Origin of the sequence: Streptomyces sp. NPDC045431 (assembly GCF_040646655.1) — a bacterium.
Lineage (GTDB): Bacteria > Actinomycetota > Actinomycetes > Streptomycetales > Streptomycetaceae > Streptomyces.
Genome location: NZ_JBEZAQ010000034.1, coordinates 1 through 24,602 on the forward strand (window position 1 = coordinate 1; position 24,602 = coordinate 24,602).

General features: G+C 73.6%; 17 protein-coding genes, 1 tRNA gene, 1 pseudogene and 1 riboswitch. Of the genes and pseudogenes, 9 read left to right on the top strand and 10 right to left on the bottom strand.

All coding sequences use genetic code 11. From position 1 onward, the window contains the following. Positions 1–421: 421 nt before the first annotated feature. Positions 422–961: a MarR family transcriptional regulator gene (locus AB0A69_RS33220; protein WP_361429748.1), complete on the bottom strand. Its 540-nt coding sequence runs from the start codon at positions 959–961 to the stop codon at positions 422–424. A 130-nt stretch (positions 962–1,091) separates the two neighbouring features. On the opposite strand from AB0A69_RS33220, the gene AB0A69_RS33225 reads away from it, so the two are divergent. Further along, the gene (locus AB0A69_RS33225) at positions 1,092–2,372 is read left to right on the top strand and encodes an MFS transporter (RefSeq protein WP_361429791.1); all 1,281 of its coding nucleotides are present in this window, start codon (positions 1,092–1,094) and stop codon (positions 2,370–2,372) included. On the opposite strand, the gene AB0A69_RS33230 is transcribed toward AB0A69_RS33225, so the two are convergent. Beyond that, a complete protein-coding gene (locus AB0A69_RS33230; RefSeq protein ID WP_361429750.1) occupies positions 2,369–4,036 on the bottom strand; it encodes a SpoIIE family protein phosphatase in 1,668 nt (555 codons plus the stop codon). The two genes, AB0A69_RS33225 and AB0A69_RS33230, sit on opposite strands and share 4 nt — an antisense overlap. A gap of 195 nt (positions 4,037–4,231) precedes the next feature. Then, positions 4,232–5,632, bottom strand: coding sequence for an NAD(P)/FAD-dependent oxidoreductase (locus AB0A69_RS33235; protein WP_361429752.1), 1,401 nt, complete (start codon positions 5,630–5,632; stop codon positions 4,232–4,234). Positions 5,633–5,999: 367 nt separating this feature from the next. Here AB0A69_RS33235 and AB0A69_RS33240 point away from each other — a divergent pair, with 367 nt between their 5' ends. Together AB0A69_RS33240 and AB0A69_RS33245 are read left to right on the top strand one after the other, a co-directional pair. Further along, positions 6,000–6,848, top strand: coding sequence for a helix-turn-helix domain-containing protein (locus tag AB0A69_RS33240; RefSeq protein ID WP_361429754.1), 849 nt, complete (start codon positions 6,000–6,002; stop codon positions 6,846–6,848). A 212-nt stretch (positions 6,849–7,060) separates the two neighbouring features. Further along, positions 7,061–8,974 carry a sigma-70 family RNA polymerase sigma factor gene (locus AB0A69_RS33245; protein ID WP_361429756.1) on the top strand — a complete coding sequence of 638 codons (1,914 nt, stop codon included), beginning with the start codon at positions 7,061–7,063 and terminating at the stop codon, positions 8,972–8,974. 3 nt (positions 8,975–8,977) lie between these two features. On the opposite strand, the gene AB0A69_RS33250 is transcribed toward AB0A69_RS33245, so the two are convergent. Further along, entirely contained in the window at positions 8,978–11,068 is a 2,091-nt protein-coding gene (locus AB0A69_RS33250) for an asparagine synthase-related protein (protein ID WP_361429758.1), read from the bottom strand. Between the two features lie 720 nt (positions 11,069–11,788). On the opposite strand from AB0A69_RS33250, the gene AB0A69_RS33255 reads away from it, so the two are divergent. The 4 genes from AB0A69_RS33255 to AB0A69_RS33270 all read left to right on the top strand — a co-directional run bounded on the left by AB0A69_RS33255 (position 11,789) and on the right by AB0A69_RS33270 (position 16,885). Beyond that, a complete protein-coding gene (locus tag AB0A69_RS33255; RefSeq protein ID WP_361429760.1) occupies positions 11,789–13,219 on the top strand; it encodes an MFS transporter in 1,431 nt (476 codons plus the stop codon). Between the two features lie 206 nt (positions 13,220–13,425). Beyond that, positions 13,426–14,598, top strand: coding sequence for an L-2-hydroxyglutarate oxidase (lhgO, locus tag AB0A69_RS33260; RefSeq protein ID WP_361429793.1), 1,173 nt, complete (start codon positions 13,426–13,428; stop codon positions 14,596–14,598). 86 nt (positions 14,599–14,684) lie between these two features. Then, positions 14,685–15,473 (top strand): tRNA (guanosine(46)-N7)-methyltransferase TrmB, encoded by a 789-nt coding sequence (gene trmB, locus AB0A69_RS33265; RefSeq protein WP_361429762.1) that lies wholly within the window; start codon positions 14,685–14,687, stop codon positions 15,471–15,473. A 44-nt stretch (positions 15,474–15,517) separates the two neighbouring features. Then, the gene (locus AB0A69_RS33270) at positions 15,518–16,885 is read left to right on the top strand and encodes a PrsW family intramembrane metalloprotease (RefSeq protein WP_361429764.1); all 1,368 of its coding nucleotides are present in this window, start codon (positions 15,518–15,520) and stop codon (positions 16,883–16,885) included. A gap of 188 nt (positions 16,886–17,073) precedes the next feature. Here the strand turns inward: AB0A69_RS33270 and AB0A69_RS33275 are convergent, their stop codons facing one another. The 4 genes from AB0A69_RS33275 to AB0A69_RS33290 all read right to left on the bottom strand — a co-directional run bounded on the left by AB0A69_RS33275 (position 17,074) and on the right by AB0A69_RS33290 (position 20,585). Beyond that, a complete protein-coding gene (locus AB0A69_RS33275; RefSeq protein ID WP_361429766.1) occupies positions 17,074–18,249 on the bottom strand; it encodes a M23 family metallopeptidase in 1,176 nt (391 codons plus the stop codon). A gap of 11 nt (positions 18,250–18,260) precedes the next feature. Then, a riboswitch (cyclic di-AMP (ydaO/yuaA leader) is annotated at positions 18,261–18,396 on the bottom strand. Between the two features lie 227 nt (positions 18,397–18,623). Then, positions 18,624–19,685, bottom strand: coding sequence for a PP2C family protein-serine/threonine phosphatase (locus tag AB0A69_RS33280; RefSeq protein ID WP_361429795.1), 1,062 nt, complete (start codon positions 19,683–19,685; stop codon positions 18,624–18,626). A 231-nt stretch (positions 19,686–19,916) separates the two neighbouring features. Further along, positions 19,917–19,990, bottom strand: a tRNA-Met gene (locus tag AB0A69_RS33285). A 121-nt stretch (positions 19,991–20,111) separates the two neighbouring features. Continuing rightward, positions 20,112–20,585, bottom strand: a complete 474-nt coding sequence (locus tag AB0A69_RS33290; protein ID WP_361429768.1) for a carboxymuconolactone decarboxylase family protein — start codon at positions 20,583–20,585, stop codon at positions 20,112–20,114. Between the two features lie 41 nt (positions 20,586–20,626). Here AB0A69_RS33290 and AB0A69_RS33295 point away from each other — a divergent pair. Next, positions 20,627–21,645: pseudogene (locus AB0A69_RS33295) on the top strand (aminotransferase class I/II-fold pyridoxal phosphate-dependent enzyme). On the opposite strand, the gene AB0A69_RS33300 reads toward AB0A69_RS33295, so the two are convergent. Together AB0A69_RS33300 and AB0A69_RS33305 are read right to left on the bottom strand one after the other, a co-directional pair. Continuing rightward, positions 21,627–22,064: a PaaI family thioesterase gene (locus AB0A69_RS33300; protein WP_361429770.1), complete on the bottom strand. Its 438-nt coding sequence runs from the start codon at positions 22,062–22,064 to the stop codon at positions 21,627–21,629. The pseudogene AB0A69_RS33295 and the gene AB0A69_RS33300 overlap by 19 nt on opposite strands. A gap of 47 nt (positions 22,065–22,111) precedes the next feature. Continuing rightward, the gene (locus AB0A69_RS33305) at positions 22,112–23,299 is read right to left on the bottom strand and encodes a PLP-dependent aminotransferase family protein (RefSeq protein ID WP_361429772.1); all 1,188 of its coding nucleotides are present in this window, start codon (positions 23,297–23,299) and stop codon (positions 22,112–22,114) included. Between the two features lie 557 nt (positions 23,300–23,856). Here AB0A69_RS33305 and AB0A69_RS33310 point away from each other — a divergent pair. After that, positions 23,857–24,576: a Phenylacetic acid catabolic protein gene (locus tag AB0A69_RS33310; RefSeq protein ID WP_361429774.1), complete on the top strand. Its 720-nt coding sequence runs from the start codon at positions 23,857–23,859 to the stop codon at positions 24,574–24,576. Positions 24,577–24,602: the final 26 nt, after the last annotated feature.

The window sequence follows — 24,602 nt, forward strand, 5'->3', positions numbered from 1 at the left end:
ACCCTCTCGGGCTTTCCTCCGGGCGCTTCCCTTCGGTCTTTCGTGTTTCCAGCTTAGCAGATCCGTTTTCCGTTTCCGCCACCCGCTGGAGCGGGTTGCCGGGCCGTTCTTCGCTTTCGCGTTTCCCTTTCCGGCGGTTCCGACTCTATCAGATCCTTTCGGGCCTGATTCCCAGTCAGCGGGCTTGTCTTCCCGACCCGTTGGGCCGTTCCGACGTTTCAAACTCTAGCGGATTTCCCGGGCGGCTCATAATCGAGCCTTTCGAAATGCATTTCGGGCATGCCGAAAATGCGTCCCGTTCGGGAGATCGTGCTGGGTTTGGTTGCCGCATTCGCGGCGGGATCGGCTGTCGCAGAACCGTTCCGGCTCCGTGACAACTCGAAGAACCTTACGCATCGGCAAGGGGCGTGTCAAGTGACCTCTAGTCGAGGTCGCTCAGCCGCCCGCCCGCGTCCGGCTGGGCGTGCTCGACCCTCCGCAGCAGGCGGATCAGGAGCTCCCCGAGCACGCCGCGCTCCTCGCTCGACAGGTCCTGGAGGAGGTCCTCCTCGAAGGCGGTCGCCATGCGCATCGCCTCCAGCCACTTGGCGCGGCCCTCGTCCGTCAGCTCGACGATGACGCGCACCCGGTTGTTCTCGTCGCGGTCGCGGGTGACGAGACCGTCGGCCGCCATGCGGTCGATGCGGTGCGTCATGGCGGCCGGCGTGAGGCCGAGCCGCTTGGCGAGGTCGCCGGGACCCAGGCGGTACGGGGCGCCGGAGAGGACGAGGTGCTTGAGGACCTCCCACTCGGCGTTGCTGATGCCGAGCTCGGCGACCTGGCGGCCGTACGCCACGTTCATGCGGCGGTTCAGCCGGCCCAGCGCCGAGACCACCTTCTCGACCTGGGGGTCGAGGTCGCGGAATTCGCGCTGGTAGGCGGCGATCTGCTCGTCGAGGGTCGGCTCCTGCGTTGCGGACATGCCGGGAGTATCCCACGGCGCGGCTTGGCGTTGAAGTCCTTCCATGTGTAGAGTTAAGGATCGAACTTTAGTATTGAAGTCTTCCGAGGTAAGACCTCGCGAATCGAAGTAGGTGAGTGTGTCCAAGGCGATGGGCGCTGCGATGCGCCGGATCCAGGCGGGGAACGTGCTGAGCGCGTTCGGGCTCGGGTTCACCGTTCCGTATCTCTATGTGTATGTGGCTCAGGTGCGGAACCTGGGCGCCGGTACGGCGGGTGTCGTGCTGGCCGTCTTCGCCATGGCCGCACTCGTGGTGCTGCCCTTCACCGGGCGGGCCATCGACCGCCGCGGGCCGCTTCCCGTGGTGGTCGGCGCCGCGCTGCTGGCCGCCGTCGGGGCGCTGGGCATGGGGCTGGCCGGCAGCGTGCCCACCGTCGTACTGGCCGCGGCCCTCCTGGGTGCCGGTACGGCCGTGATGCAGCCAGCCCTCGCCACGATGATCGTGTGGTGCTCCTCCACGGCGACGCGCACGCGTGCCTTCGCCCTGCAGTTCTTCCTGCAGAACCTCGGACTCGGCATCGGCGGCCTGATCGGCGGGCAGCTCGTCGACGAGAGCCGGCCGGACAGCTTCCTGCTGCTGTTCTCGATCGAGGCGGCGATGTTCCTCGTACTGGCCGCGATCGCCGCGACCGTACGGATGCCGCGTACGCCGTCGATCGCGGACGCGCGGCCGCAGACCGAAGGCGGCGGTGTGCGGGCGCTGCTCGGACACCGGGCCATGGTGCAGCTGTGCGTGCTGGGGTTCGTGCTGTTCTTCGCCTGTTACGGGCAGTTCGAGTCGGGCCTCGCGGCGTACGGCACGGAGGCCGCCGGGATCGAGCCGTCGGCGCTCGGCATGGCCCTGGCCGCGAACACGGCGGTCATCGTGGTCGCCCAGTTCCTGGTGCTGCGCTTCGTGGAGCGGCGCCGCCGGAGCCGGATGATCGCGACGGTCGGGCTGATCTGGACCGTGGCGTGGCTCTTCGCGGGGTACGCCGGGCTCGGGCACGGCAGCCAGACGATGGCGACGGCCGCGTTCATCACCACGTACGGCCTCTTCGGTCTCGGTGAGGCGATGCTGTCGCCGACCGTGGCGCCGCTGGTGGCCGACCTGGCGCCGGAGTCGATGGTCGGGCAGTACAACTCGGCGTTCGCGCTGGTCAAGCAGCTCGCGCTGGCGATCGGGCCGGCCGTGGGCGGGCCCATGGGGGCCGCGCTGCATGGCCCGTACATCGTGACCTTCGTCCTCTTCTCGCTGGGCATCAGCGTGCTGGCCCTGCGGCTGGGCCGGAAGCTGACCACGGCGCAGGACCACCCGTACCTCGTGGCGAAGTCCCGGGTGGTCGCCCAGCACACGCCGGACCGGCGGGTGGCCGTCCAGCCCGGCGGCTAACCCGGGAGCGCGAACTCGCACCAGACCGCCTTGCCGCCTCCCGGCGTGCGGCGACTGCCCCAGGACGAGGCGATCGTGGCGATGATCGAGATGCCGCGACCCGCCTCGTCCTCCGTTTCGGCGCGGCGGCGGCGCGGCAGGTGGTCGTCGCCGTCCGTCACCTCGATGATCAGGCGGCGGTCGGTGCGCCGGAGCCTGAGGCGCATCGGCGGGGTGCCGTGCTGGAGGGAGTTCGCGACCAGCTCGCTGGTCGCCAGCACCCCCAGGTCGCGCAGTTCGACCGGGAAGCGCCAGCTGGAGAGCACCCCGGAGGCGAAGGCACGCGCGCGGGGCGCCGCTTCCACGCCGCCGAGCAGATCGAGCGCGGCGTTGTGGAACAGCTCGGCGTCCGGGCCCGTGCGCGTCGGGTGCTGGAGGACCAGGACGGCGACGTCGTCGTCGTGTTCCGCGGTGACGCCGAGGGCGCGCAGCAGGCGGTCGCAGACCACCTGGGGGGTGCCGGTGGCCCCGGCGAGGGCGCGCTCCAGGGCGGCGACGCCCTCGTCGATGTCCTCGCGGCGCCGCTCGACCAGGCCGTCGGTGTAGAGGACGGCGGTGGAGCCGGGCGGCAGGGCGATGGTGCCGGAGGTGTGCAGCCAGCCGCCGGTGCCGAGCGGCGGGCCGGTCGGCTCGTCGGCGCGGCTGACCGTGCCGTCCTCGTCCCTGACCAGGATCGGGAGGTGCCCGGCGGAGGCGTAGACGAGCCGGCCCTCGTTGGGGTCGTGGACGGCGTAGACGCAGGTGGCGATCTGGCTGGGGTCGATCTCGGAGGCCAGGCCGTCGAGGAGCTGGAGCACCTCGTGGGGCGGCAGGTCGAGACGGGCGTACGCGCGGACGGCGGTGCGCAGCTGGCCCATGACGGCCGCCGCGCGCACACCGCGGCCCATGACGTCGCCGATGACCAGGGCCGTGCGGCCCGCGCCCAGGGTGATCACGTCGTACCAGTCGCCGCCGACCGCCGCGTCCGTGCCTCCCGGCTGGTACGTGGCGGCGACGCGCAGGTCGTCGGGCTGCTCCAGCTCCTGCGGGAGGAGGGAGCGCTGGAGGGTGACGGCGGTCTCGCGGTGGCGGCGCTCGCTGGCGCGGAGCCGGGCCGCGGCGTCGGCGTGGTCGGTGACGTCCGCGGCGTGGACGAGGACGCCGCCGCCCTCGTGGCCGGGCGTGTCGACGGGGAGGCAGGTGACCGTGTACGAGCCGCCGTGCGTGCGGCGGGACTTGACCGTGCGGGGCTTCCCGCTGCGCAGCACCTGGTCCATGAGCGGGAGCAGACCCAGCTCGGCCAGCTCCGGGCAGTCGGCCGCGAGGGTGGTGCCGGGGGCGCGGTGGCCGAAGGCGGTGGCGTAGGCGTCGTTGACGTACGCGATGCGGTGCTCGGGGCCGTACGCGACGGCGACCAGGCCGGGGAGGCTGCTGAGGATCTCGGTTACGGAGAAGTCCTCCAGCGCGGGAACGCCCTCGGGCAGGGGCTCCGGTCGGCGGCCGGGCTCACCCGTGCCCGACTCACCGCGCGCGGCGGGGACCGAGCCGTCCCCGCGCTGCGCCGGCGCGACCCCAGGGTCGGAGCCGCGCGCGGCGGCGCGGCGTTGCGTACCGGGGAGCCGGGCGCTCCAACGGGTGAAGTTCACGGATCTGTATGCCTCGTGGTGTCGGTGCCGTGCTGAGTCGCTGGGTCACTCTGTGCAGGTGTGAGCCCACCTATGGTCACACGTCCAGTGTGACCGAGCGCACTGACAATGGCGTCGGCCGCTGCGTCGGCCAGTACGTGCGGTGCGTGTGGTGCCTGCGGTGCGCGTGCGGTGCGGTGCGGTGCGCGTACTACGTCAGTCGGACTTCGGTGCGCCGTCCGCGGTTCCGCCCTCGGCGACCTCCTTGGGGTCGGGCGGCGGCGGCCCGGCGGCGAGTTCGAACTCGGCACGCGGGTGCTCCAGCGACCCGAGGGACACGATCTCCCGCTTGAACAGCCCGGCCAGCGCCCACTCGGCCAGCACGCGCGCCTTGCGGTTGAACGTCGGCACCCGGCTGAGGTGGTACGCGCGGTGCATGAACCAGGCCGGGTAGCCCTTGAGTTTGCGGCCGTAGACGTGCGCGACGCCCTTGTGCAGGCCGAGCGAGGCGACGGAGCCGGCGTACTTGTGGGCGTACTGCTTGAGCGGCCGGCCCTGGAGGGAGGCGACGAGGTTCTCGGCGAGGACCTTGGCCTGGCGGACGGCGTGCTGGGCGTTGGGGGCGCACTCCCGGCCCTCCTCCTCGGCCGTGACGTCCGGGACGGCTGCCGCGTCCCCCGCCGCCCAGGCGTGTTCGACGCCCTTGACGGTGAGGAACGGCGTACACGCGAGACGGCCGCGTTCATTGCGGGGCAGGTCCGTGGCGGCGAGGACGGGTGCGGGTTTGACGCCCGCCGTCCACACGACCGTACGGGTGGGGAGACGGGTGCCGTCGCTGAGGACGGCGACGCGGCCCTCGCACGATTCGAGGCGGGTCTTGAGCCGTACGTCGATGTTGCGGGCGCGCAGCTCGCGGACCGTGTAGCGGCCCATGTCCGCGCCGACCTCGGGGAGGATGCGGTCGGTCGCCTCGACGAGGACCCACTTCAGGTCCGCCGGCTTGATGTTGTGGTAGTACCGCGCGGTGTAGCGGGCCATGTCCTCCAGCTCGCCGAGGGCCTCCACGCCGGCGTAGCCGCCGCCGACGAAGACGAAGGTGAGGGCGGCGTCGCGGATGGCGGGGTCGCGGGTGGAGGAGGCGATGTCCATCTGCTCGATGACGTGGTTGCGCAGGCCGATGGCCTCTTCGACCGTCTTGAAGCCGATGCCGTAGTCGGCGAGGCCCGGGACCGGGAGGGCGCGCGAGATGGAGCCGGGCGCGATGACCAGCTCGTCGTAGGGCAGCTGGACGGGGCCCGCGCCCTCCTCCTCGGTGGCGAGGGTGGTGACGGTGGCGGTGCGCTTGGCGTGGTCGACGGCCGTGACCTCGCCGATGAGGATCCCGCAGTGGTTCAGGACGCGGCGCAGCGGGACGACGACGTGGCGGGGCGAGATGTTGCCGGCCGCCGCCTCGGGGAGGAAGGGCTGGTACGTCATGTACGGGTCGGGCGTGACCACGGTGATGCGGGCCGTGCCGCTTCTCAGCCGGTCCTTGAGGTGCCGCTGGAGGTGCAGCGCGGTGTACATCCCGACGTAGCCACCGCCGACAACGAGAATGCGCACAGGTTCGGTCACCATCCCATGACGCAACGGGCTCCGGGGTTTGTCCACAGGCCCGACAACTTGTATGACCGGAGAGCGAGGCGGGCGCGGGGCGCCGCGGCGGGGCCGGGGCGGCGGCCGGGCCGGAAGGTGCGCAGGTCAGGGGAGGGGACGTGGGTGCGGGCGGGGTGGGGTGGGGGGCCGGAATCGGGAGTGTTCCGGTCCTTGCTCCGATCGGGGGGCGCACCGGACGGAACTGCCCCTTCTGAATTGACCCCGACTCAACTATGTTCGTATGTCGTCGGGGTGTCCGGGACGTCGCGCGTGACCTGAGCGATGGATGCGGTCCCCGATCGTCAGGGCGGGGAGTCTCCGGGGGGAGACGTCATAACCGGGGGAACACATGCATGTTCAGGATTCGCATTTGCAGGCCGTCGTCGCGTCGTCGGCGGCGGACGGGACCGTACGGGCGATGGCCGACGGGCACTCGATGACCGGCGGGAGCGCCCTGCCGGGCGGCGGCTCGCTGACCGGCGGGGGCTCCCTGTCCGGCGGGAGCGCCCTGTCCGGCGGCACCGGGCGTACGGCGCCGCTGCGCGTGGACGCGCAGCGCAATCTGGAGCACGTGCTGCGGGCGGCCCGCGAGGTCTTCGGCGAGCTCGGCTACGGGGCGCCGATGGAGGACGTGGCGCGCCGGGCCAGGGTCGGCGTCGGCACGGTCTACCGGCGCTTCCCCAGCAAGGACGTGCTGGTGCGCCGGATAGCCGAGGAGGAGACCTCCCGGCTGACCGAGCAGGCGCGCGCGGCGCTGGGCCAGGAGGAGGACCCTTGGTCGGCGCTCTCCCGCTTCCTGCGTACGTCGGTGGCCTCGGGCGCCGGGCGGCTGCTGCCGCCGCACGTACTGCGGGTGGGCGTGGACGACGCGCCGGAGGCCGACGTGCTCGGTGGTCCGGACGACCTCGGCGAGCTGGGTGAGCTCGGTGGGTTCGGCGACTCGCGGGTTCCGCACCAGCGTGCGGTGCCGGCGGCGGAGCTGGACGACCCGGGCGCGGCGGAGCTGCTGGAGGTCGTGGGCCGGCTCGTCGAGCGGGCGCGGGAGGCGGGCGAGCTGCGCGGTGACGTGACGGTGGCCGACGTCCTGCTGGTCATCGCGACGGCGGCGCCCTCGCTGCCGGACGCCGCCCAGCAGAGCGCGGCGTCGGCACGGCTCCTCGACATCCTGCTGGAGGGGCTCCGCTCCCGGCCCGCGTAACGGCGGACAGGCGACGCCCGCGCCGCACCGGCTCCGCATCGGTCCGCACCGGCTCCGCATCACTCCACACCCGAACGGGTGAGGTCTCGTGCGCCGATTCGGGCCGGTTCCCCGGATGAGTGGTCAACGGGCCAACGGCCCCGGACGGGGCCGGGCCCTGTGACACGCTTGCCCGGAGGTTCGGTCCGAGCAGTGGTACGGGGGCTTCCGCCATGAGCGGTGAGGGTCGAGACGAGCCGCCGAGCGGCGGGGTGGCCGATGCGGACACCGGTGCGAGTGTGCCCGCGCAGCGCGCGGGCGGATCCCCTCGGGCCTCCGGAGCCTCAGCGGCCTCGGAGGCACCGGGGTCCGTGCTGCCACCGCCGATCGAGCTGCCCCCGTCGGACGCCGAGCTGGTACGGCGCATGCGCTCCGGCGACGACGGCGCGTACGAGGAGCTGTTCCGCCGCCACGCCGAGGCGGTGCGGCGGTACGCCCGTGGCTGCTGCCGGGACGGGCACACGGCCGACGACCTCACCGCCGAGGTGTTCGCGCGGACGCTGCAGGCGGTGCGCGGTGGCGCGGGGCCGGAGCACGCCGTGCGGGCGTACCTGCTGACGACCGTGCGGCGGGTCGCGGCGGCCTGGGCGAAAACCGCCAAGCGGGAGCAGCTCGTCGAGGACTTCGCGGTGTTCGCCGCCCAGGCGGCGCGTACGACGGAGGTGTCCGAGGAGGACACCCTCGAGCTCGGTGCCGAGGTGCGGGCGATGCAGGAGGCGGAGCGCTCGCTCGCCATGCGGGCGTTCCGTTCGCTGCCCGAGCGGTGGCAGGCGGTCCTGTGGCACACGACGGTCGAGGAGGAGTCACCGAGCGAGGTGGCGCCCCTCTTCGGGCTGACCCCCAACGCCACGGCGGTGCTGGCCAGCCGCGCCCGCGAAGGGCTCAAGCAGGCCTACCTCCAGGCGCACGTGAGCCGGGCGCTCACCTCCGGCGGTGACTGCGCGCGGTACGCCGACCGGCTGGGCGCGTACGCCCGGGGCGGGCTGCGGACGCGCGCCGAGCGGGGGTTGCGCAGGCACCTGGAGGAGTGCGCGAAGTGCCGCGTGGCGGTGGGCGAGCTGGAGCAGGTCAACGCCGGGATCCCCGCGCTGCTGCCGGTCGCCGTCATCGGCTGGTTCGCGGCCGGGGCCTCCCTCAAGGCGGCCGGTGTGGTGGCGGCCGGCGGTGCGGCGGGGGCGGCGGGCGCGACCGGCGCCGCCGCGGCGGCCACCGGAGCAAGTACCGGGGCCGGGGCAGGGGCCGGTGGAGCCGCGGGCGGGGCCGCTGCCGAGGGGCTGGGGGCACCGGTGAAGGCGGGCATCGCGGCCGCGGTGGCCGCAGCGGCGACCGCCGGGCTGGTCTGGGCGCTGTCGGGCGGCCCGAAGCCCGCGCCGGAACCGCAGGCCAGGCCGCCGAAGGCGGAACCGGTCGCCCCGCGCGAGGAGCCGGCGCCCCGGCCCGGCCCGGCGAAGCCGTCCCCCACTCCGACACCCACGCCCCCGCCTGCCCCGAGCCCCTCGCCACGCCCGGATCCGGTCCGTACGCCGACGCCGACGCCGACACCCGGCCCGGCGAAGCCCACACCCCCGCCCCCGCAACCGGCCCCGAAGCCGAAGCCGACGCCGACGCCGAAACCGGCCCCGACACCCACTCCGCCGCCGGCGCCCGCCGTGTACCGGGTCAACGCGCTGAACTACGGCCTCTTCGGCGACCACACCCGCCCCGAGGTGCGGCTGCACGAGTCCAGCTGGCTGTGGCAGCGCTGGGGGATGTCGATCGGCGGCAAGCGGTACGGCCACGGCGTGACCGTGCACGCGCGGTCGTCCGTCACCATCGACCTCAACCGCCGCTGCTCGACGTACGACGCCTTCGTCGGCGTCGACGACATGGCGCTGGGCCTGGGCGCGGCGCGGTTCTCGGTGTACGGGGACGGTGGCGTGCGGCTGTGGCGGTCACCGGTGGTACGCGGCGGCGACGCGGCGGTGCCCGCGCGCGTGACGATCGCCGGGCACCGCACGATCAGGCTCGTCGTCGAGCCGCACCCCGGCACGCCCCTCGCCGCGGTGGCCCCGGTCGACTGGGCCGAGTCGCGGATCAGCTGCCGCTGACGTTCACGACCGCAGCGTCGGCCGCGGCGGCACCCCCGCGGCGACCGCGCGCTGCCGGGGCGCCGCCGTACCGGTCCAGCAGGTCCCGCGCCGGGCGATGAGGCGGCGCAGCCACAGCTCCGTGGAGACCAGGTCGGCGAAACCGTCCAGGGGCAGCGGTTCGCCCTCGGAGGCGGCGCGCAGCGCCCTGCGGACGACCCGGGCCTCGATCAGGCCCGCGTCCGCGAGGAGCGGCGCCTCGAAGAGGCCCATCAGCTCCGGCAGGGCGAGGCGCAGCCCCGCGCGCGTGGCGGCGGCCGACGGCGCGTGGGAGGGCGCGCCCCAGCCGGGCGGGAGGTCGCGGATGCCGGCGCCCGCGAGTACGGCCCGCAGGACCGCGGCCCGGGCGCCGGGCTGGACGCGGAGCGACTCCGGGAGGTCGCGGCAGGCGCGTACGACCTGGTTGTCGAGAAAGGGGGCGTGCAGCCGCTGGCTGCGGATCTCGGCGGCCTGCTCCAGGATGCGGTGGTCCGCCGCGTGCCGTGCCAGGGCCGCCCGCGCGCGTGCCTCGCCCGGCCGCTGGACGGACGTGGGGCGGGTCGCCGCCTGCCCCAGGCGAACCGATACTTCAGCGAGCGCCTCGCCGGTGAGCCAGCGCGCGGCGGGCCCCGGCCGGGACCAGGCCAGTGCGGAGAGGGAGGCGTCCAGGGGCCCGGCCGCGGCCGGCACGGTCCGGTTCGCCGCGAGCAGTCCGTCGGCGGCGGACTCCAGACCCGCGCGGTACGGCGTACGGGCCAGCTTGCGCGCCGCCCGGTACACGGTCAGCGGCACCAGGAGGGAGCCCGCCGAGGGCCCGGCGGCCTTGGCGAGCGCGGTGACCGGACGCAGCAGGTGCCGGCGTCTGCGGTCCAGCAGCAGGTCGGCGAGGCGCGCGGGGTGGGCGTCCAGGACCTGGCGGGCGCCGTGCCCGGTGAAGTGGTCGGCGCTGCCTGCCGCGAGGCGCCGCCGGTGGCGTGCGGCGGTCACCAGGGAGGGGCCCGGTTCGTCGGTCAGGGGGCCCTCCAACTCCAGGAAGGGAAGGGCCTCTTCGCCCGCCGCGACCACCACGTGGTGGAGGCGGGGGTTCTCGGCGATGAGGCGGGCCCGTTCCCGTTCGTCGTCGTGGCCGCCCGTGGCCAGGTCGTTGAAGGTGACGGCGAGCAGCCGCTCCCCGGCACCCGTACCGTGCCCGAGGACCGTGCCGGGCGCGCCGGGCAGCCCCGCCGCGAGCAGCGCCAGCGTGCTGGACGCGCTGCCGCCCGACAGGTCGGCACCGATGCCGGGGGCGGGTGCCCCGCGTGCGGCGCGCCGTTCGGCGGGCCCCATCCCGGGCACGGGCCCGGGGTCGGGCGGCGGTGTCTCCGGGGCGTGCCGGGGCGCGGTGAGCCGGGCGCGTACCGCCTCGACCAGCGCTTCCCGTACGCCTGCGACGGCCCGGTCCGGGTCGATGCGGGGCCCCTCGACGGCGAGCGAGGCGACCGGTTCGTAGCCGGTGATCTCGCGCGAGCCCTCGCGCAGCACGAGCGCGTGGCCCGGCGGGACCCGCTTCACCCCGGCGTACGGCGTGGAGTCGCGCAGCGCCTCGGGGGTCTCGGGGCAGGCGAGGAGCGCCGCCAGGTGGCCGATGTCCAGCTGCGCCTCGATGAGGTCGGCGAGCGGCAGGGCGGCGGTCGCGTACGCCGTGCCGTTGGCCCATGGCGTGTGGAACACCGGGCGCGCCCCGGCCAGGTCGCCCGCGACGATGATGCGCCGCCCGGTCTGGACGACGGCGGTGTAGCTTCCCGGCCACGCTGTGAGGTGGCGCATGGCGCCGCCGCGCGCCGCGAACAGCCCGACCCTCAGCTGCTCGTCGCTGGCGGCGCAACAGCCCAGTACGGCCAGGCGCGTGCACGCGTCGACGGAGATGACCCGCACCTCGTCGGGGCGCCAGTCGCCCACCGCCCACAGCGGATCCGGATCACCCCACAGCAGTTGGGCGCCGACCGGCTGCACGGTGCGTCCGTCGTCGTCCGCTCCTACCGCCCCCGCCGTACCGAAGCTCGCGGCGATACTGCTCCACCCCACCAGCCACCGCATCGCCGCCTCCACCGCCTGTGGACAACATCAGCCTTCGATGAGGACATGCTGCCACGACAACGGCGCACAAGAGGGCTCCCGGGCGCGCCCCCGGGAAAAGGGAACACGCCCCTGGCATGGGCGATATGACGTTGGTGATGACGATGCTTCGGAGTCGGTTCGGAGTCGGTGGGGAGAGGGTTCGACCGGTTCGGCGACGGGCATCATCCAGCCAATCTGCCCCGCATCCGTACAGATCCGGTACCGGCTTCGGACCGGATCCGTACGCACGGCATCGGATCCGTACGGAGGTTCGTACGCATGGCTCCCTACGTACGGTTCCGTACGCACGGCTCCGGACGGATCGACGGTCCGGGAGGCGCCCTTCGCCTCCCGGACCGGTCCGCCACCCGCGGGGAATGAGGCGGCGGTGTCCCCCAGCCCACTGGTTCCAGTACGCAGCGGGCCGACCCACGCAGGCTCCATGGAAGCGCTCCCCCTCCGACCAGGGCCAGAGCGCACGGGCGGGCGCACGGCCACACGGCCGGAGCACGGAGCAGGGGTGGCGGGCGCGCGTCCGGAACACCGCACGCTCCTCACCATCCGCCCGTACGCACAACAATCTCGCCATACGGAACACTGCCTCTTAACGGTCGGGATCCGCCGAACTACGCTGGGTTTACGAATGCCGCGCGCCTATGCCTGGCGTGCGGCGGCCGTCTGGGTGTCGAGGGGTGGCGCATGTCCAGGGAGCAACGCGGGCCGAACGAGAAGCTCGGCACCGTTCTCGCCCTCGCGGGAATCAGCAACGCCGGCCTGGCCCGGCGGGTCAACGACCTCGGGGCGCAGCGCGGTCTGACCCTGCGCTACGACAAGACGTCGGTGGCCAGGTGGGTGTCGAAGGGCATGGTGCCGCAGGGCGCCGCGCCCCACCTCATCGCGGCCGCGATCGGGCAGAAGCTCGGCCGTCCGGTGCCGCTGCACGAGATCGGCCTGGCGGACGCCGACCCGGCGCCGGAGGTCGGTCTCGCCTTCCCGCGCGACGTCGGCGAGGCGGTCAAGTCGGCGACCGAGCTGTACCGGCTGGATCTGGCCGGGCGGCGGGCGGGCGGCGGCGGGATCTGGCAGTCGCTGGCCGGTTCCTTCGCGGTGAGCGCGTACGCGACGCCCGCGTCCCGCTGGCTGATCACCCCCGCCGACTCGTCGGTGGAGCGGTCGGTGCCGCCGGACGACGGGCCGGACGGGACGGGGCTCGTGCGCGTGGGCCACAGCGACGTGGCCAAGCTGCGCGAGGCGGCCGAGGACGCGCGCCGCTGGGACTCCAAGTACGGCGGCGGGGACTGGCGCTCGTCGATGGTGCCGGAGTGCCTCCGGGTGGACGCGGCGCCACTGCTGCTCGGTTCGTACTCGGACGAGGTGGGCCGGGCGCTGTTCGGGGCGACCGCCGAGCTGACCCGGCTGGCGGGCTGGATGGCGTTCGACACGGGCCAGCAGGAGGCGGCCCAGCGGTACTACATCCAGGCGCTGCGGCTCGCGCGGGCGGCGGCGGACGTGCCGCTCGGCGGGTACGTGCTGGCGTCGATGTCGCTGCAGGCCACCTACCGGGGCTTCGCCGACGAGGGCGTGGACCTCGCGCAGGCGGCGCTGGAGCGCAACCGGGGGCTGGCGACGGCCCGGACCATGTCGTTCTTCCGGCTGGTGGAGGCGCGGGCGCACGCGAAGGCGGGCGACGCGGTGGCCGCCGGGGCCGCGCTCAAGGCGGCGGAGGGGTGGCTGGAGCGGTCGCGGGAGGGCGACGCGGACCCCACGTGGCTGGGCTTCTACTCGTACGACCGGTTCTGCGCGGACGCCGCCGAGTGCTACCGCGATCTGAAGGCGCCGCGGCAGGTGCGCCGGTTCACCGAGCAGGCCCTGTCCCGGCCCACGGAGGAGTTCGTGCGCTCGCACGGCCTGCGGCTGGTGGTGAGCGCGGTCGCCGAGCTGGAGTCGGGGAACCTGGACGCGGCGTGCGCGGCGGGCACGCGCGCGGTGGAGGTGGCCGGGCGCATATCGTCGGCCCGTACGACCGAGTACGTACGGGACCTGCTGCACCGGCTGGAGCCGTACGGCGACGAGCCGCGGGTGGTGGAGCTGCGGGAGCGGGCGCGGCCGCTGCTGATGACACCGGCGTGAGGCCCAGGTGTGAGGCCCAGGTGTGAGGCCCAGGCGTAAGACCCGGGCGTAAGACCCGGGCGTGACCCGCGTCCCACCGGGTTTAGCGCCATTGTCAGTGGGCCAGTGCACTATCTGGGGTGGGAGGTGGCACGGTGTCCGCGTACGGCAGTGAGGGTTCGACCCAGGTCGAGGGGTTCGACCGGTTCGTCCGGTTCGACTGCGACGTGCTCGTGATCGGCGGCGGGATCGTCGGCTTGTCGACGGCGTACGCCCTCACGCGCGCCGCGCCCGGGACGCGTGTGGTGGTGCTGGAGAAGGAGCCCGGCCCCGCCCACCACCAGACCGGGCGCAACAGCGGCGTGATCCACAGCGGCATCTACTACCGTCCCGGCTCCCTCAAGGCGCGGTACGCCGTGCGCGGCGCGGCCGAGATGGTGAAGTTCTGCGCCGAGTACGGCCTGCCGTACGAGGTCACGGGCAAGCTGATCGTCGCCACCGAGCGCGACGAGCTGCCCCGGCTGCACGCGCTGGTCCAGCGGGGCCGGGAGAACGGCATCCCGGTCCGGGAGCTGGGCCCGGCGCAGATCAGCGAGTACGAGCCCCAGGTGCGGGGCCTCGCCGCCATCCACGTCGGCACGACCGGCGTGTGCGACTACGGCGCGGTGGCGGCCCAGCTGGCGGAGTCCTCCGGCGCGGACGTCCGGTACGGCGCGGAGGTCACCGCCGTCGACCGGCGCCCCTGGGGCGTCGCCGTCCGTACGGCCGCCGGGGACATCGTCCGCGCGCGGGCCCTTGTCAACTGCGCGGGCCTGCACTGCGACCGGGTCGCGCGCCTGGCGGGCGACGAGCCGGGCGTGCGGATCGTCCCGTTCCGCGGCGAGTACTACGAGCTGGTCCGACCGGAGCTGGTGCGCGGCCTGGTGTACCCGGTGCCCGACCCCGCCTTCCCGTTCCTCGGGGTGCACCTGACCCGGGGCATCGACGGCGGCGTCCACGTCGGGCCGAACGCCGTGCCCGCGCTGGCCCGCGAGGGGTACGGCTGGACCACCGTCCGCCCGCGCGACCTCGCCGGGACGCTGACGTGGCCCGGCTCCTGGCACATCGCCCGCCGCCACTGGCGGTACGGCGCCGGCGAGCTGCGCCGGTCCGCGTCGAAGCGCGCCTTCACGGAGGCGGTGCGGCGCCTGCTGCCCGCGATCGGCCCCGGCGACCTGCGCCGCACCCCGGCGGGCGTCCGGGCGCAGGCGGTCCTGCGCGACGGCACGCTCGTCGACGACTTCCTGATCCACGAGGCGCCCCGCACGGTCCACGTGCTGAACGCCCCGTCGCCGGCGGCGACGGCGTCCCTCCCGATCGGCCGGGAGGTGGCGCGGCGCGCACTGGCGCAGCTGGGGTAGCCCGTCTCCGGAGCGGCCCACCGGGGCGCCCCGGGGCCCTTCGGCCCTGCCGCCCCGGTGGGCCGGGGCCGTAGAATCGGGGCATTGTGTCTGAGATCCGTGAAACCGCCGCGCCCCTCCGGCCCAAGGGTGAACCCCGCTTCCCCGAGGGTCCCGCGCCCGATCCCGCCGGGTCGCACTTCGAGCGGCGGATCCGCAGCTTCCAGCCCCGGCGCAGCCGCGTCACGCCCGGGCAGGCCGACGCCCTGCGCCGGCTGTGGGGCCGGTGGGGGCTGGACATCGACGGCCGGCGGGTGCTCGACCTGGACGAGCTGTTCGACGGGCTGCCGGTCGTGCTGGAGATCGGCTTCGGGATGGGCGAGGCCACCGCGCGGATGGCCGCCGACGACCCGACGACCGGCATCCTCGCGGTCGACGTGCACACCCCCGGCCAGGGCAACCTGCTCGCCCTCGCGGACCGGGCCGGCCTCACCAACGTGCGCGTGGCCAACGGCGACGCGATCATCCTGCTGCGCGAAATGCTGGCGCCCGACGCCCTCGACGGCGTGCGCGTGTACTTCCCGGACCCCTGGCCCAAGAAGCGGCACCACAAGCGGCGGCTGATCCAGCCCGAGTTCCTGACGCTCGCCGCGTCCCGCATGAAGCCCGGGGCGGTACTGCACTGCGCGACCGACTGGGAGCCGTACGCCGAGCAGATGCTGGACGTGCTGAGCGCCCACCCGGACTTCGAGAACACCCAGGCCGACGGGGGCTACGCGCCCCGGCCCGCCTTCCGGCCGCTGACCCGGTTCGAGGGGCAGGGACTGGACAAGGGCCACGTGGTGCACGACCTGCTGTTCCGGCGGCGGGCGGAGCGCGCGGACTCGCAGCCGTAACCAAAGCGTCGCGGGCTGTCAGTGGTCGTCGTTAGGGTCGTTGTGTGACCCACTCGTTCCCGCAACCCGCAGCGCAGGCAGCGCAACCGGCACAAGCGGCGCACCCGGGACAGCCGGCCCAGCCGGCTGTCCCGGCGTACGACCCCGAGCCGTCGTTCGAGGCCGTGCCCGAGCGCGCCCGCTGGCGCTACAAACCGCGGCGCCTGTGGCGCAGCCGGGTGGTGCGGCTCGGCTCGGTGTTCACCGTGCTCGCGCTGTGCGGGCTGGTGATCCTGGCGCTGGTGCGGGAGCAGACCGGCACGGAGGGCTTCCTGGTGGGACTGGGGCTCGCCCTGCTGCCCGTGCCGCTGCTCCTGGCGGCGTTCCGGTGGCTGGACCGGGTGGAACCGGCCCCCTGGCGGAACATGATCTTCGCCTTCTCCTGGGGCGCCTTCGCCGCCGCGCTCGTCGCGATCATCGCGAACACCTTCGCGCACCGCTGGATAGCCACCGCCACCGCCGATCCGACGGCCGCGGACACGATCGGCGCGACGGTCATAGCGCCCGTGGTGGAGGAGACCGCGAAGGCCGTCGCCGTGCTGCTGCTGTTCCTCTTCCGCAGACGGGAGTTCACGGGCGTCGTCGACGGCGTCGTGACGGCGGGTTTCACGGCGACCGGCTTCGCCTTCACCGAGAACATCCTGTACCTGGGGAACGCCTTCGGGGAGGACCAGCAGCTCGGGGCGACCGGCCTCGCCTCGGTCACGGCCGCGACCTTCTTCGTACGGGTCGTGATGTCGCCCTTCGCGCACCCGCTGTTCACGGTCTTCACCGGCCTGGGCTTCGGCATCGCCGCCGTCAGCGCGCGCCGCAAGCGCGTACGCCGCATCGCGCTGCCCCTGCTCGGGCTCCTGCTGGCGATGGGCATGCACGCGATGTGGAACGGCTCGGTGTCGTTCTTCGGCCCCTGGGGGTTCTACGCGGTCTACGCGGCGTTCATGCTGCCAGCCTTCGGGCTGATGACCTGGCTGGTGATCTGGACCCGCCAGCGCGAGCTGCGCACCATATCCGGCGAGCTGCCCGCGTACGCGGCGGCCGGCTGGCTCTCGCCCACCGAGCCGCTGGCGCTGGCCTCCATGCGGGCGCGCGGCCTGGCCCGCGGGTACGCGGCCCGCTCCTTCGGCCCGGCGGCGGCACGGGCGGTCGGCGAGTACGAGGCGTTCGCGACGACGCTGGCGTTCCTGCGCCACCGGGCCCGCAGGGGTGCGGCGGACCCGGACTTCGTGGCGCGGGAGCAGGAGCTGCTGCACCACCTGTGGCAGCGCAAGGCGGTGGCGGGCCCGGCCCTGACGTACGCGGCGCGCGCGACGGGCCGGGTGTGGGTGCCGCCTCCGCACCGGGACTACGACGGCTACAACCCGTACCGGGTCTGAGCGGCGTTGCGCGGGCGCGGCGGACCGAACAGGGAGACCGGCGGCCCTGGCGTCGGGGGGTGGAACGCCAGGGCCACCGGAGTGCCGGGGCGGCCGGGCCTCAGGGCCGGGCCGCGGACTGCCAGGCCTCAGGGGGCCGGGCCGCAGGGGGCAGCGGAGTGGCAGGCCTCAGGCGGGCGGGCCGGGCCTCAGACCGTCAGGCCCTTGCCGCGCAGCCACGCCAGCGGGTCCACGCCGGCGCCGCCCGCCGTGTGGATTTCCAGGTGCAGGTGCGGCCCGGTCACATTGCCGGTCGCGCCGACGCGCCCGATGGTCTCGCCCGTGCCGACCTTCTGCCCGGCGCCGACCGTCATCGAGGAGAGGTGGCAGTACCAGACCTCGGTGCCGTCCTCCAGCTCCAGGACGATCCGGTAGCCGTACGAGCCGGACCAGCCGGCCGACTTGATGGTGCCGCCGTGCACGGCCTTGGCCGGGGTGCCGGTGGGGGCCGCGAGGTCGAGGCCGGTGTGGTAGCCGGAGGACCACATGTTGCCGGCCTGGCCGTAGGTGGAGGTGATCGTGTACGAGGAGGTCGGCAGCGCGTAGCTGCCGGCGAGCTCGGCCAGGCGCTCGGCCTCCGCCTTGGCCGCCGCGGCGGCCTCGGCGGCCTCGGCCTTCGCCGCCGCCTCCGCCTTGGCCTTCGCCTCGGCGGCGGCCTCCTTCTCGGCGGCGGTCTGCTGGGCCTTGGCCGCGGCGGCCGCCTGCTCGGCGGCCTCCTTCTCGGCCGCGAGCTTCGCCGCCGCGTCCGCGGACGCCTGCTGCTGCTCGGCCTGCTGGAGGATGCGGGCCCGCAGGGCCTCGCCCGCGCTCGCACCGCTGTCGGCGCGGTCCCCGGCGGACCCTTCGGCGGCGGAGGACCCGGTGGTCAGCGGCGCGGCGGCCGGCTGGGCGTCGGCGGAGGCGCCGGATCCGTCGGACCCGTCCGCACCGTCATCGGCGCCGTCGTCGGAGAGCAGGGAGCCGATGCCCGGCATGGACTCGGCGTCCGGGAGGCTGTCGGCTATCGCACCGGGCAGGTCGGGCAGGGATATGGAGACCGGCGGCTTGTCCTGCGCGGTGGCCATCCCGCCCGCGCCGACGGCCGCGATGACGCCCACACCCAGGACGGTGGAGCTACGGGCCAGCCCGCCGCGCTGCTTGACCACGCGATGGCGGCCGCGGACGGGACGGACGGTGTCCTCGGTGGGGTTCCACTCCTCCCACTGACCCTGACTCTCAGCGGGGGAACCGGAACCGGGGCCCGGACCGAAGGCATCGACGAAATGAGGGGCCGGGGAGGCCGATGGGGCAGACGGCGCTTCGGGGGCAGGCCTGTTGGACGCCACGGGGGCGCACTCCTTTCCTTCCTTCTCGCCTACCGGGTTAGCTGACGGGTTCGGAGCAGGAAGGTCTCCTTCAGGCCGCGATGCGGCCCGATTCACCCCAAGGTGGTGGTTCCCCGGTTCCCTTGCGGAATTCGGCGCGCGCGCACGGTGCCGTCGCTCTTGCGTCGGCTGGGACGACCGCGCTGCGTTATCGAACGTTAATAGACGCGGGGCCGTGTTTCCAAGCTGTTCCTACTGATCATTAACTACTTAGCCCCTGGCATACCGCCCCACAAACGGGCATTAGCAGCCAAGTTGACTGCCCCTCACGCCCCGTGGGCCTCACCACACTTCCTGACGGTTCGTCAACTGTTATGCGGAGCGCTCCACGCCGATCACCCTCCGTGCGGGACCGTCCCGGCCCGCTGCCCCTGGGGCTTGGTCACCGCGAGCAGCGCGAGGTCGTCGGTCGTCCCCCCGCCCCCCGTATGCCGCCGTACGTCCTCGACCAGGGCGTCCAGCAGCTCCCCCGGCCCCGCGAAGCTCCGCCCCGCCAGCCACTCCGCCGGCTCGTAGAAGGCCCCGCCCGCGTCCCGCGCCTCGGAGAGCCCGTCCGTGTAGAAGAGCAGCGTCGCCCCGGGCGGGAACGGCACCTCGTCCGCGCGGTCGGGCCACGGCCCCAGGTCCACCATCCCGAGCGGCAGCGCGGGCTCGGTCGGCTCCAGCCGCTTCAGGCCCCCGTCGGCGTACAGCATCAGCGGCTCCGGGTGGCCGCGGTTGACCAGCCGCACCACCGCGTCGCCGCGCGCCACCTCGGCCAGGACGGCGGTGGTGAAGCCCTCGAAGGCGTCGAGCCCGTCACGCCGGGTCCCCTCCCGCGCGAGCGCCCGCTCCAGCCGCTGCGACACCCCCTCCAGCGAGCTCTCCTGCTCGGCCGCCTCCCGGAACGCCCCGAGCACGACCGCCACCGCCTCGACGGCGCCCATCCCCTTCCCCCGTACGTCCCCGACCACCAGCCGCACCCCGTAGGGCGTGTCCTGCACGGCGTAGAGGTCGCCCCCGATGAACGCGTCCGCCTGCGCCGCCTCGTACCGCGCCGCCACCCGCAGGCCACCGATCCGCTCGGCCGGCGTCGGCAGCACGGCGCGCTGGGCGGACTCGGCGATGCCGCGGGCGGAGGCGAGCCGCTCATCGCTGCGCCGCACGACCCGGTTGATCATCAGCGCGAACGCCGAGACCGTGGCCAGGGTGACGAGCTCGGTGACGGACGGCGCCTCGTCCAGGGTGCCGCTGTGGAGGCGCAGTCCGGCCAGCGCCAGAAGGGCGGCGGTCCCGGCCACCAGCGTGATCCGCGCGGTGAAGAACGGCGCGGCGACGAGCGGGGCGGCGGTGAACAGCGGCACGGCCGTGAACCGGGGCGGCGTCAGCAGGTCGAACACCACCCCGCCGACGATCATCAGGACGGGCACCACCCGGAGGAAGCGGCGCACCTTCGCGCGCCGCGCGCTCCGACTCCAGGTCCTGTCGCCGTTGTCGCCCACGGTTACGGACGGTAGGCGGGCCGCGCGCACGCCGTCCGGAGCCGCGCCGCACGACGCCCCGCCATCGGCCGACCGGGCGACCAGGGCGTACGACATGCACATACGACGAAGGCCCGGTGCCTTGTGGCACCGGGCCTTCGTCATCAGTAGCGGGGACAGGATTTGAACCTGCGACCTCTGGGTTATGAGCCCAGCGAGCTACCGAGCTGCTCCACCCCGCGTCGGTGAACACCACCTTACGCCATGCGGAGCAAGATCATCTCCATTTACGCGACCGGCCTCCCGCGACCGGCCTCCCGCGACGGCCGCAGCCGACACCCTCGGGCGACGCAGCCGGCACCCTCACGCACCCGGCACCTTCGCGGTGCTGATCGCGATGCGGTTCCAGGTGTTGATGGTGAAGATCAGCGCGAGCAGCCGCCCGAGCTCGCCCTCCTCGAAGTGGGCGGCGGCGCGCGCGTACACCTCGTCCGGCACGCCCCCGGCCGCGACCAGCGTGACGGCCTCGGTCAGGGCGAGGGCGGCCCGCTCCCGCTCGGTGAAGAAGTGCGCCGCGTCCCGCCAGACGGCGACCATGTGCAGCCGCTCCTCGCTCTCGCCGGCCTTGCGGGCGTCGGTGGTGTGCATGTGCAGGCAGTACGCGCAGCCGTTGAGCTGGGAGGAGCGGATCTGTACGAGCTCGACGAGGGCGGGGTCCAGGCCCTCGCGGGCGGCGGCGTCGAAGCCGATCAGGGCCTTGAACGCCTGAGGTGCGGCCTTCGCGAAGTTGATCCGGGAAACGGTGTCCGTGTGCGTGTTCGTCTTCGTCATGACCATGAATCTACGGGCCGGAAAGACCCCTTGTAGGGTGCATTTCCATGCCGGAATCTCGGGTCAATTCACCGGACCGTCCCTGGTCCGAAGCAGCCGAACGCATCGGTGCCGACCTCCACCTGGAGCTGTCCCCCACGGGCAGCCGCCGCGCCGCGCTCACCACCGCCCTGCGCGACGCCGTACGCGACGGCCGGCTCGCCCCCGGCACGCGCCTGCCGCCGTACCGCTCGCTCGCCGCCGACCTGGGCCTGGCCCGCAACACGGTCGCCGACGCGTATGCCGAACTCGTCGCCGAGGGCTGGCTCACCGCCCGCCAGGGCTCCGGCACCCGGGTCGCCGAACGCGCCGCGCCCGTGAAGCCGCCCCGTGTCCCGAAGAAGTCCCCGGCCCTCCCCGCCGCCACCCCTACGCCCCGCCACGACCTGCGCCAGGGGACCCCCGACGCCTCCTCCTTTCCCCGCGCCGCCTGGCTCACCTCGGCCCGCCGCGCGCTGAACGCCGCCCCGAACGAAGCCTTCGGGCCCGGCGATCCCCAGGGCCGGATCGAACTGCGCACCGCGCTCGCCGCCTACCTGACACGCGCCCGCGGCGTGTACACCGACCCCGAGCGCATCGTCGTCTGCTCCGGCTTCGCGCACGCGCTGCGGCTGCTGTTCGGCGGCGGCGTCCTGCGCGGGCCGCTCGCGGTCGAGTCGTACGGGCTCGGCTTCCACCGCGCGCTCCTCCAGGCCGCCGGCGTCCGCACGGTTCCGCTCGGGCTCGACGAGGACGGTGCGCGTACCGGGGAACTGGCCTCCCTCCCGGGTGGCGTACGGGCGGTCCTGCTCACCCCCGCGCACCGGTGAAGGCGGCCACCTGGCAGGGCATCGCCCTCGACGGCCTCGCCGCCTTCCGCCACCCGGCGGCCACCGGGCCGCACCCGGACGGCCTGGTCGTCGGCTACGCCACCCCGCCGGACCACGCCTACGGCGCCGCCCTGGAGGCACTGTGCCGGGCGCTGCCGCCCGGCGGCCCGGATCGGGCCACCTGGCGCACGCCCGAGGGCTACCGGGGCACGGAGTAGGTGACCGTCGCGGTGGCGGCCAGGGTGCCGGCGCTGTCGCGGAGTTCGGCGAGGACGACGCAGAGGCGGTTGCCGAACTTGGCCATCTCCGCGCGGGTGTGGAGCAGGCCCGGGCGGGGGCGGCTGAGGTAGCTGATCTGGAGGGAGCTGGTCAGGGCCATGGGGGTCGGGCGGCCCAGGCGCGCGTTGATGAGCAGGAAGGCGGCCAGGTCCACGAGGGCGGCCTGCTCGGGACCGGAGATGGTGCCGCCGGGGCGGGTGCGCAGACGGGTGCCGTCGGCCTCCATGGTGAGGCGGGTTCCGGTGGCCTCGGTGACCTCGCAGGCGGCGTAGTCCTGGAAGTCCCGCGCGATCATGTCGTTGAGCGCGGCGGGGGTCATCGGGGCGTCGTCAACCAGGGTGGCCGACTCGGTGGGCATGGGAATCCCTTCTGGGGCACGTGGATGACGCGACTCGGGGGTGCGGATTACGCGAACGCCTTGGCCAGACGGCGCAGGCCCTCGGTGATCTCCTCGGGGGAGTGGGTGGTGAAGGAGAGGCGCAGGGCGGCCGGGTCGGGCTCGCCGGCGAAGAACGGGGCGCCGGGGACGTAGGCGACCTCGTGACCGATGGCGACCTTGAGGAGCTGGGTGGCGTCGGATCCCTCGGGCAGGCGGGCCCAGACGAACATGCCGCCGGCGGGGTGGTTCCAGCGGCTGCCGGCGGGCAGGGCGGCGGGCAGGCCGTCGAGGAGGGCGTCGCGGCGTTCCCGGTAGGCGTCGCGGATGGTCCGGATGTGGGCGTCCAGGTCGCTGTCGCGCAGGTAGCGGGCGGCCACGGCCTGGTCGACGGTGGAGGTGTGGAGGTCGGCGGCCTGCTTCGCGATGACGCAGGACCGGCGGATGGCCGCGGGGGCGCGCAGGTAGCCGAGGCGCATGCCGGGGGCCATGATCTTGGAGAAGGAGCCCAGCAGGATGGTGCGGTCGGACGCGGCGGGGGACGTGGCGATCCAGGGCACCTGCTCACCGTCGTAGCGGAGTTCGCCGTAGGGGTCGTCCTCCACGATCCAGAAGCCGTGCCGGGCGGCCGTCTCGGCGACGGCGGTCCGCCTCGCGGCCGGGAGGGTGCGGCCGGTGGGGTTCTGGAAGGTGGGGACGAGGTAGAGCAGCTTGGCGGGTTCGCGGGCGGCGATCTCGTCCAGGGCCTCGGGGATGATGCCGTCGTCGTCGGTGGGGACGGGGACGACGCGGGCGCCGGCGAAGCCGAAGGTCTGAAGGGCGGCCAGGTAGCAGGGGTCCTCGACCAGGACGACGTCGCCGGCCTCCAGGGTGGTCGTGGTGATGAGGGTGAGGGCCTGCTGCGAGCCCGTCGTGATCACCAGGTCGTCGGCGCCGGTCGGCAGCGCACGCGCCGTGAGTCGCCGCGCGATGGCCTCGCGCAGGTCGGCGTCGCCCTCGGTGGTGGAGTACTGGAGGGCCCGGCGGGCCCCTTCGGCCATGACGCGGTCGAATGCGGCCTTGAGGCCGTCGACGTCGAACAGTTCCGGAGCCGGAAGTCCCCCCGCGAAAGAGATCACTTCGGGGCGCGCGGTGAGCAACAGGATGTCCCGTACCGGCGAGGAAACGACGCTGGCCAGGCGGGAGGCGACTGCGGGCGGGGGGACAGAAGGCTGCATGCCCCAAGCATAAAGAAATCAGGGGGGCTGTCCAGGCTGCGGATTGGTCAGGAGGCCCTGATACGACGGGAGTTGTGCCTGCCTGCTGGACGCGCTTCGGCTCAGCATTTGAGACTTCGGTGCATAGGGAAGGAATGTTTGCGGGGAGTCCCTGGCCGATTTACGACGGCGGATTCGAGCGCACTCCACCGGTGGTGCTCGGTGGGGAGTCACCGCAGATGGGAGGCGCTGCGACGGGAGGGCGCTCCAGGGTGGCCGAGGTCGCCCCACCCGCTGCCGGGGAGAGGGGAGGGGGAGGGAATCCCGACACCTCTCGGTGGCGTGTCGGCTGCCGTGGCCGAAAGGTTTCCATTGAACAGCCGTTTGGGGTGTGGTTATCGTCGGCCCGCTCTGCTGAAGGCAGCGGTGCCGACCGGCGGCGCGGACAGGTGAAGCGGAACCGGATTTCCGTTCGGGCGCGTACACAATCCCCATCCCCATCCCCGATTTCCCCGACCGAGTTTCGGTGATCCGGCATGCCCGGACCCGGTGGGGGCCAGTGAGGTGTAGAAACACACATGTCATTCACCATCCCGAGCGATGAGGTCGTCGTAGTCCGCACTCCCGACGAATTCCTCGCGATGCCCGAGGACTACCGGGAGATCGCGATCCGGGGAATGATCGTCAACACCGAGGGGGAACTCTCGGGCGCCGACGACTACATACAGGTCTTCCTGCCGCTGGCGCCCAACGCCGAGGAGCGGCAGGTCTGCGCGGAACGCGCGGTCGAGGAGTACGACCACTACAAGATCGGCAAGCGCGTCCTCGCCGACATCGGCATCGACACGTCCTCCATGGAGAAGCAGACGCTCGCCGAGCGGAAGCTGTTCGCCGGCCACGAGTTCCACCAGTGCACCACCTGGGCCGAGCGCGGCATCTTCTCCTACATCGGTGAGGAGACGGCGATGGTGATGATCTCCGAGTTCGCGCAGAGCAGCTACAAGCCGTGGGCCGAGGCCGTCCGCACCATCATCCTCGACGAGAAGGTCCACATCGCGCACGGGGCGCGGGTCTGCCGCAATCTGGCGCAGACGGACGAGGGGCGTGAGGAGCTGCAGCAGGCGCTGGACCGGCTGTGGCCCGGGTTCGAGCGGATCTTCGGCAGCTCGCGGTCCGAGCGCTCCCGCATGGCGGTCCGCTTCGGACTGCGGCAGACGACGAACGGTCAGGCGCGCGACATCTGGCGGGAGAAGGTGACGCCCCGCATCAAGAACCTGGGGCTGAAGGTTCCGGAGTAGGCGGGACGCTCCCCGAGCGTCCCGTG

Coding starts and splice junctions, on each gene's coding strand:
- AB0A69_RS33235 (WP_361429752.1), bottom strand. CDS start 5,632: ATGGTGACCGAACCTGTGCGCATTCTCGTTGTCGGCGGTGGCTACGTC.
- AB0A69_RS33300 (WP_361429770.1), bottom strand. CDS start 22,064: ATGCCCACCGAGTCGGCCACCCTGGTTGACGACGCCCCGATGACCCCC.
- AB0A69_RS33240 (WP_361429754.1), top strand. CDS start 6,000: ATGCATGTTCAGGATTCGCATTTGCAGGCCGTCGTCGCGTCGTCGGCG.
- AB0A69_RS33280 (WP_361429795.1), bottom strand. CDS start 19,685: ATGATCGTCGGCGGGGTGGTGTTCGACCTGCTGACGCCGCCCCGGTTC.
- AB0A69_RS33250 (WP_361429758.1), bottom strand. CDS start 11,068: ATGCGGTGGCTGGTGGGGTGGAGCAGTATCGCCGCGAGCTTCGGTACG.
- AB0A69_RS33255 (WP_361429760.1), top strand. CDS start 11,789: ATGTCCAGGGAGCAACGCGGGCCGAACGAGAAGCTCGGCACCGTTCTC.
- AB0A69_RS33220 (WP_361429748.1), bottom strand. CDS start 961: ATGTCCGCAACGCAGGAGCCGACCCTCGACGAGCAGATCGCCGCCTAC.
- AB0A69_RS33310 (WP_361429774.1), top strand. CDS start 23,857: ATGTCATTCACCATCCCGAGCGATGAGGTCGTCGTAGTCCGCACTCCC.
- AB0A69_RS33245 (WP_361429756.1), top strand. CDS start 7,061: ATGAGCGGTGAGGGTCGAGACGAGCCGCCGAGCGGCGGGGTGGCCGAT.
- AB0A69_RS33225 (WP_361429791.1), top strand. CDS start 1,092: ATGGGCGCTGCGATGCGCCGGATCCAGGCGGGGAACGTGCTGAGCGCG.
- AB0A69_RS33305 (WP_361429772.1), bottom strand. CDS start 23,299: ATGCAGCCTTCTGTCCCCCCGCCCGCAGTCGCCTCCCGCCTGGCCAGC.
- AB0A69_RS33290 (WP_361429768.1), bottom strand. CDS start 20,585: ATGGTCATGACGAAGACGAACACGCACACGGACACCGTTTCCCGGATC.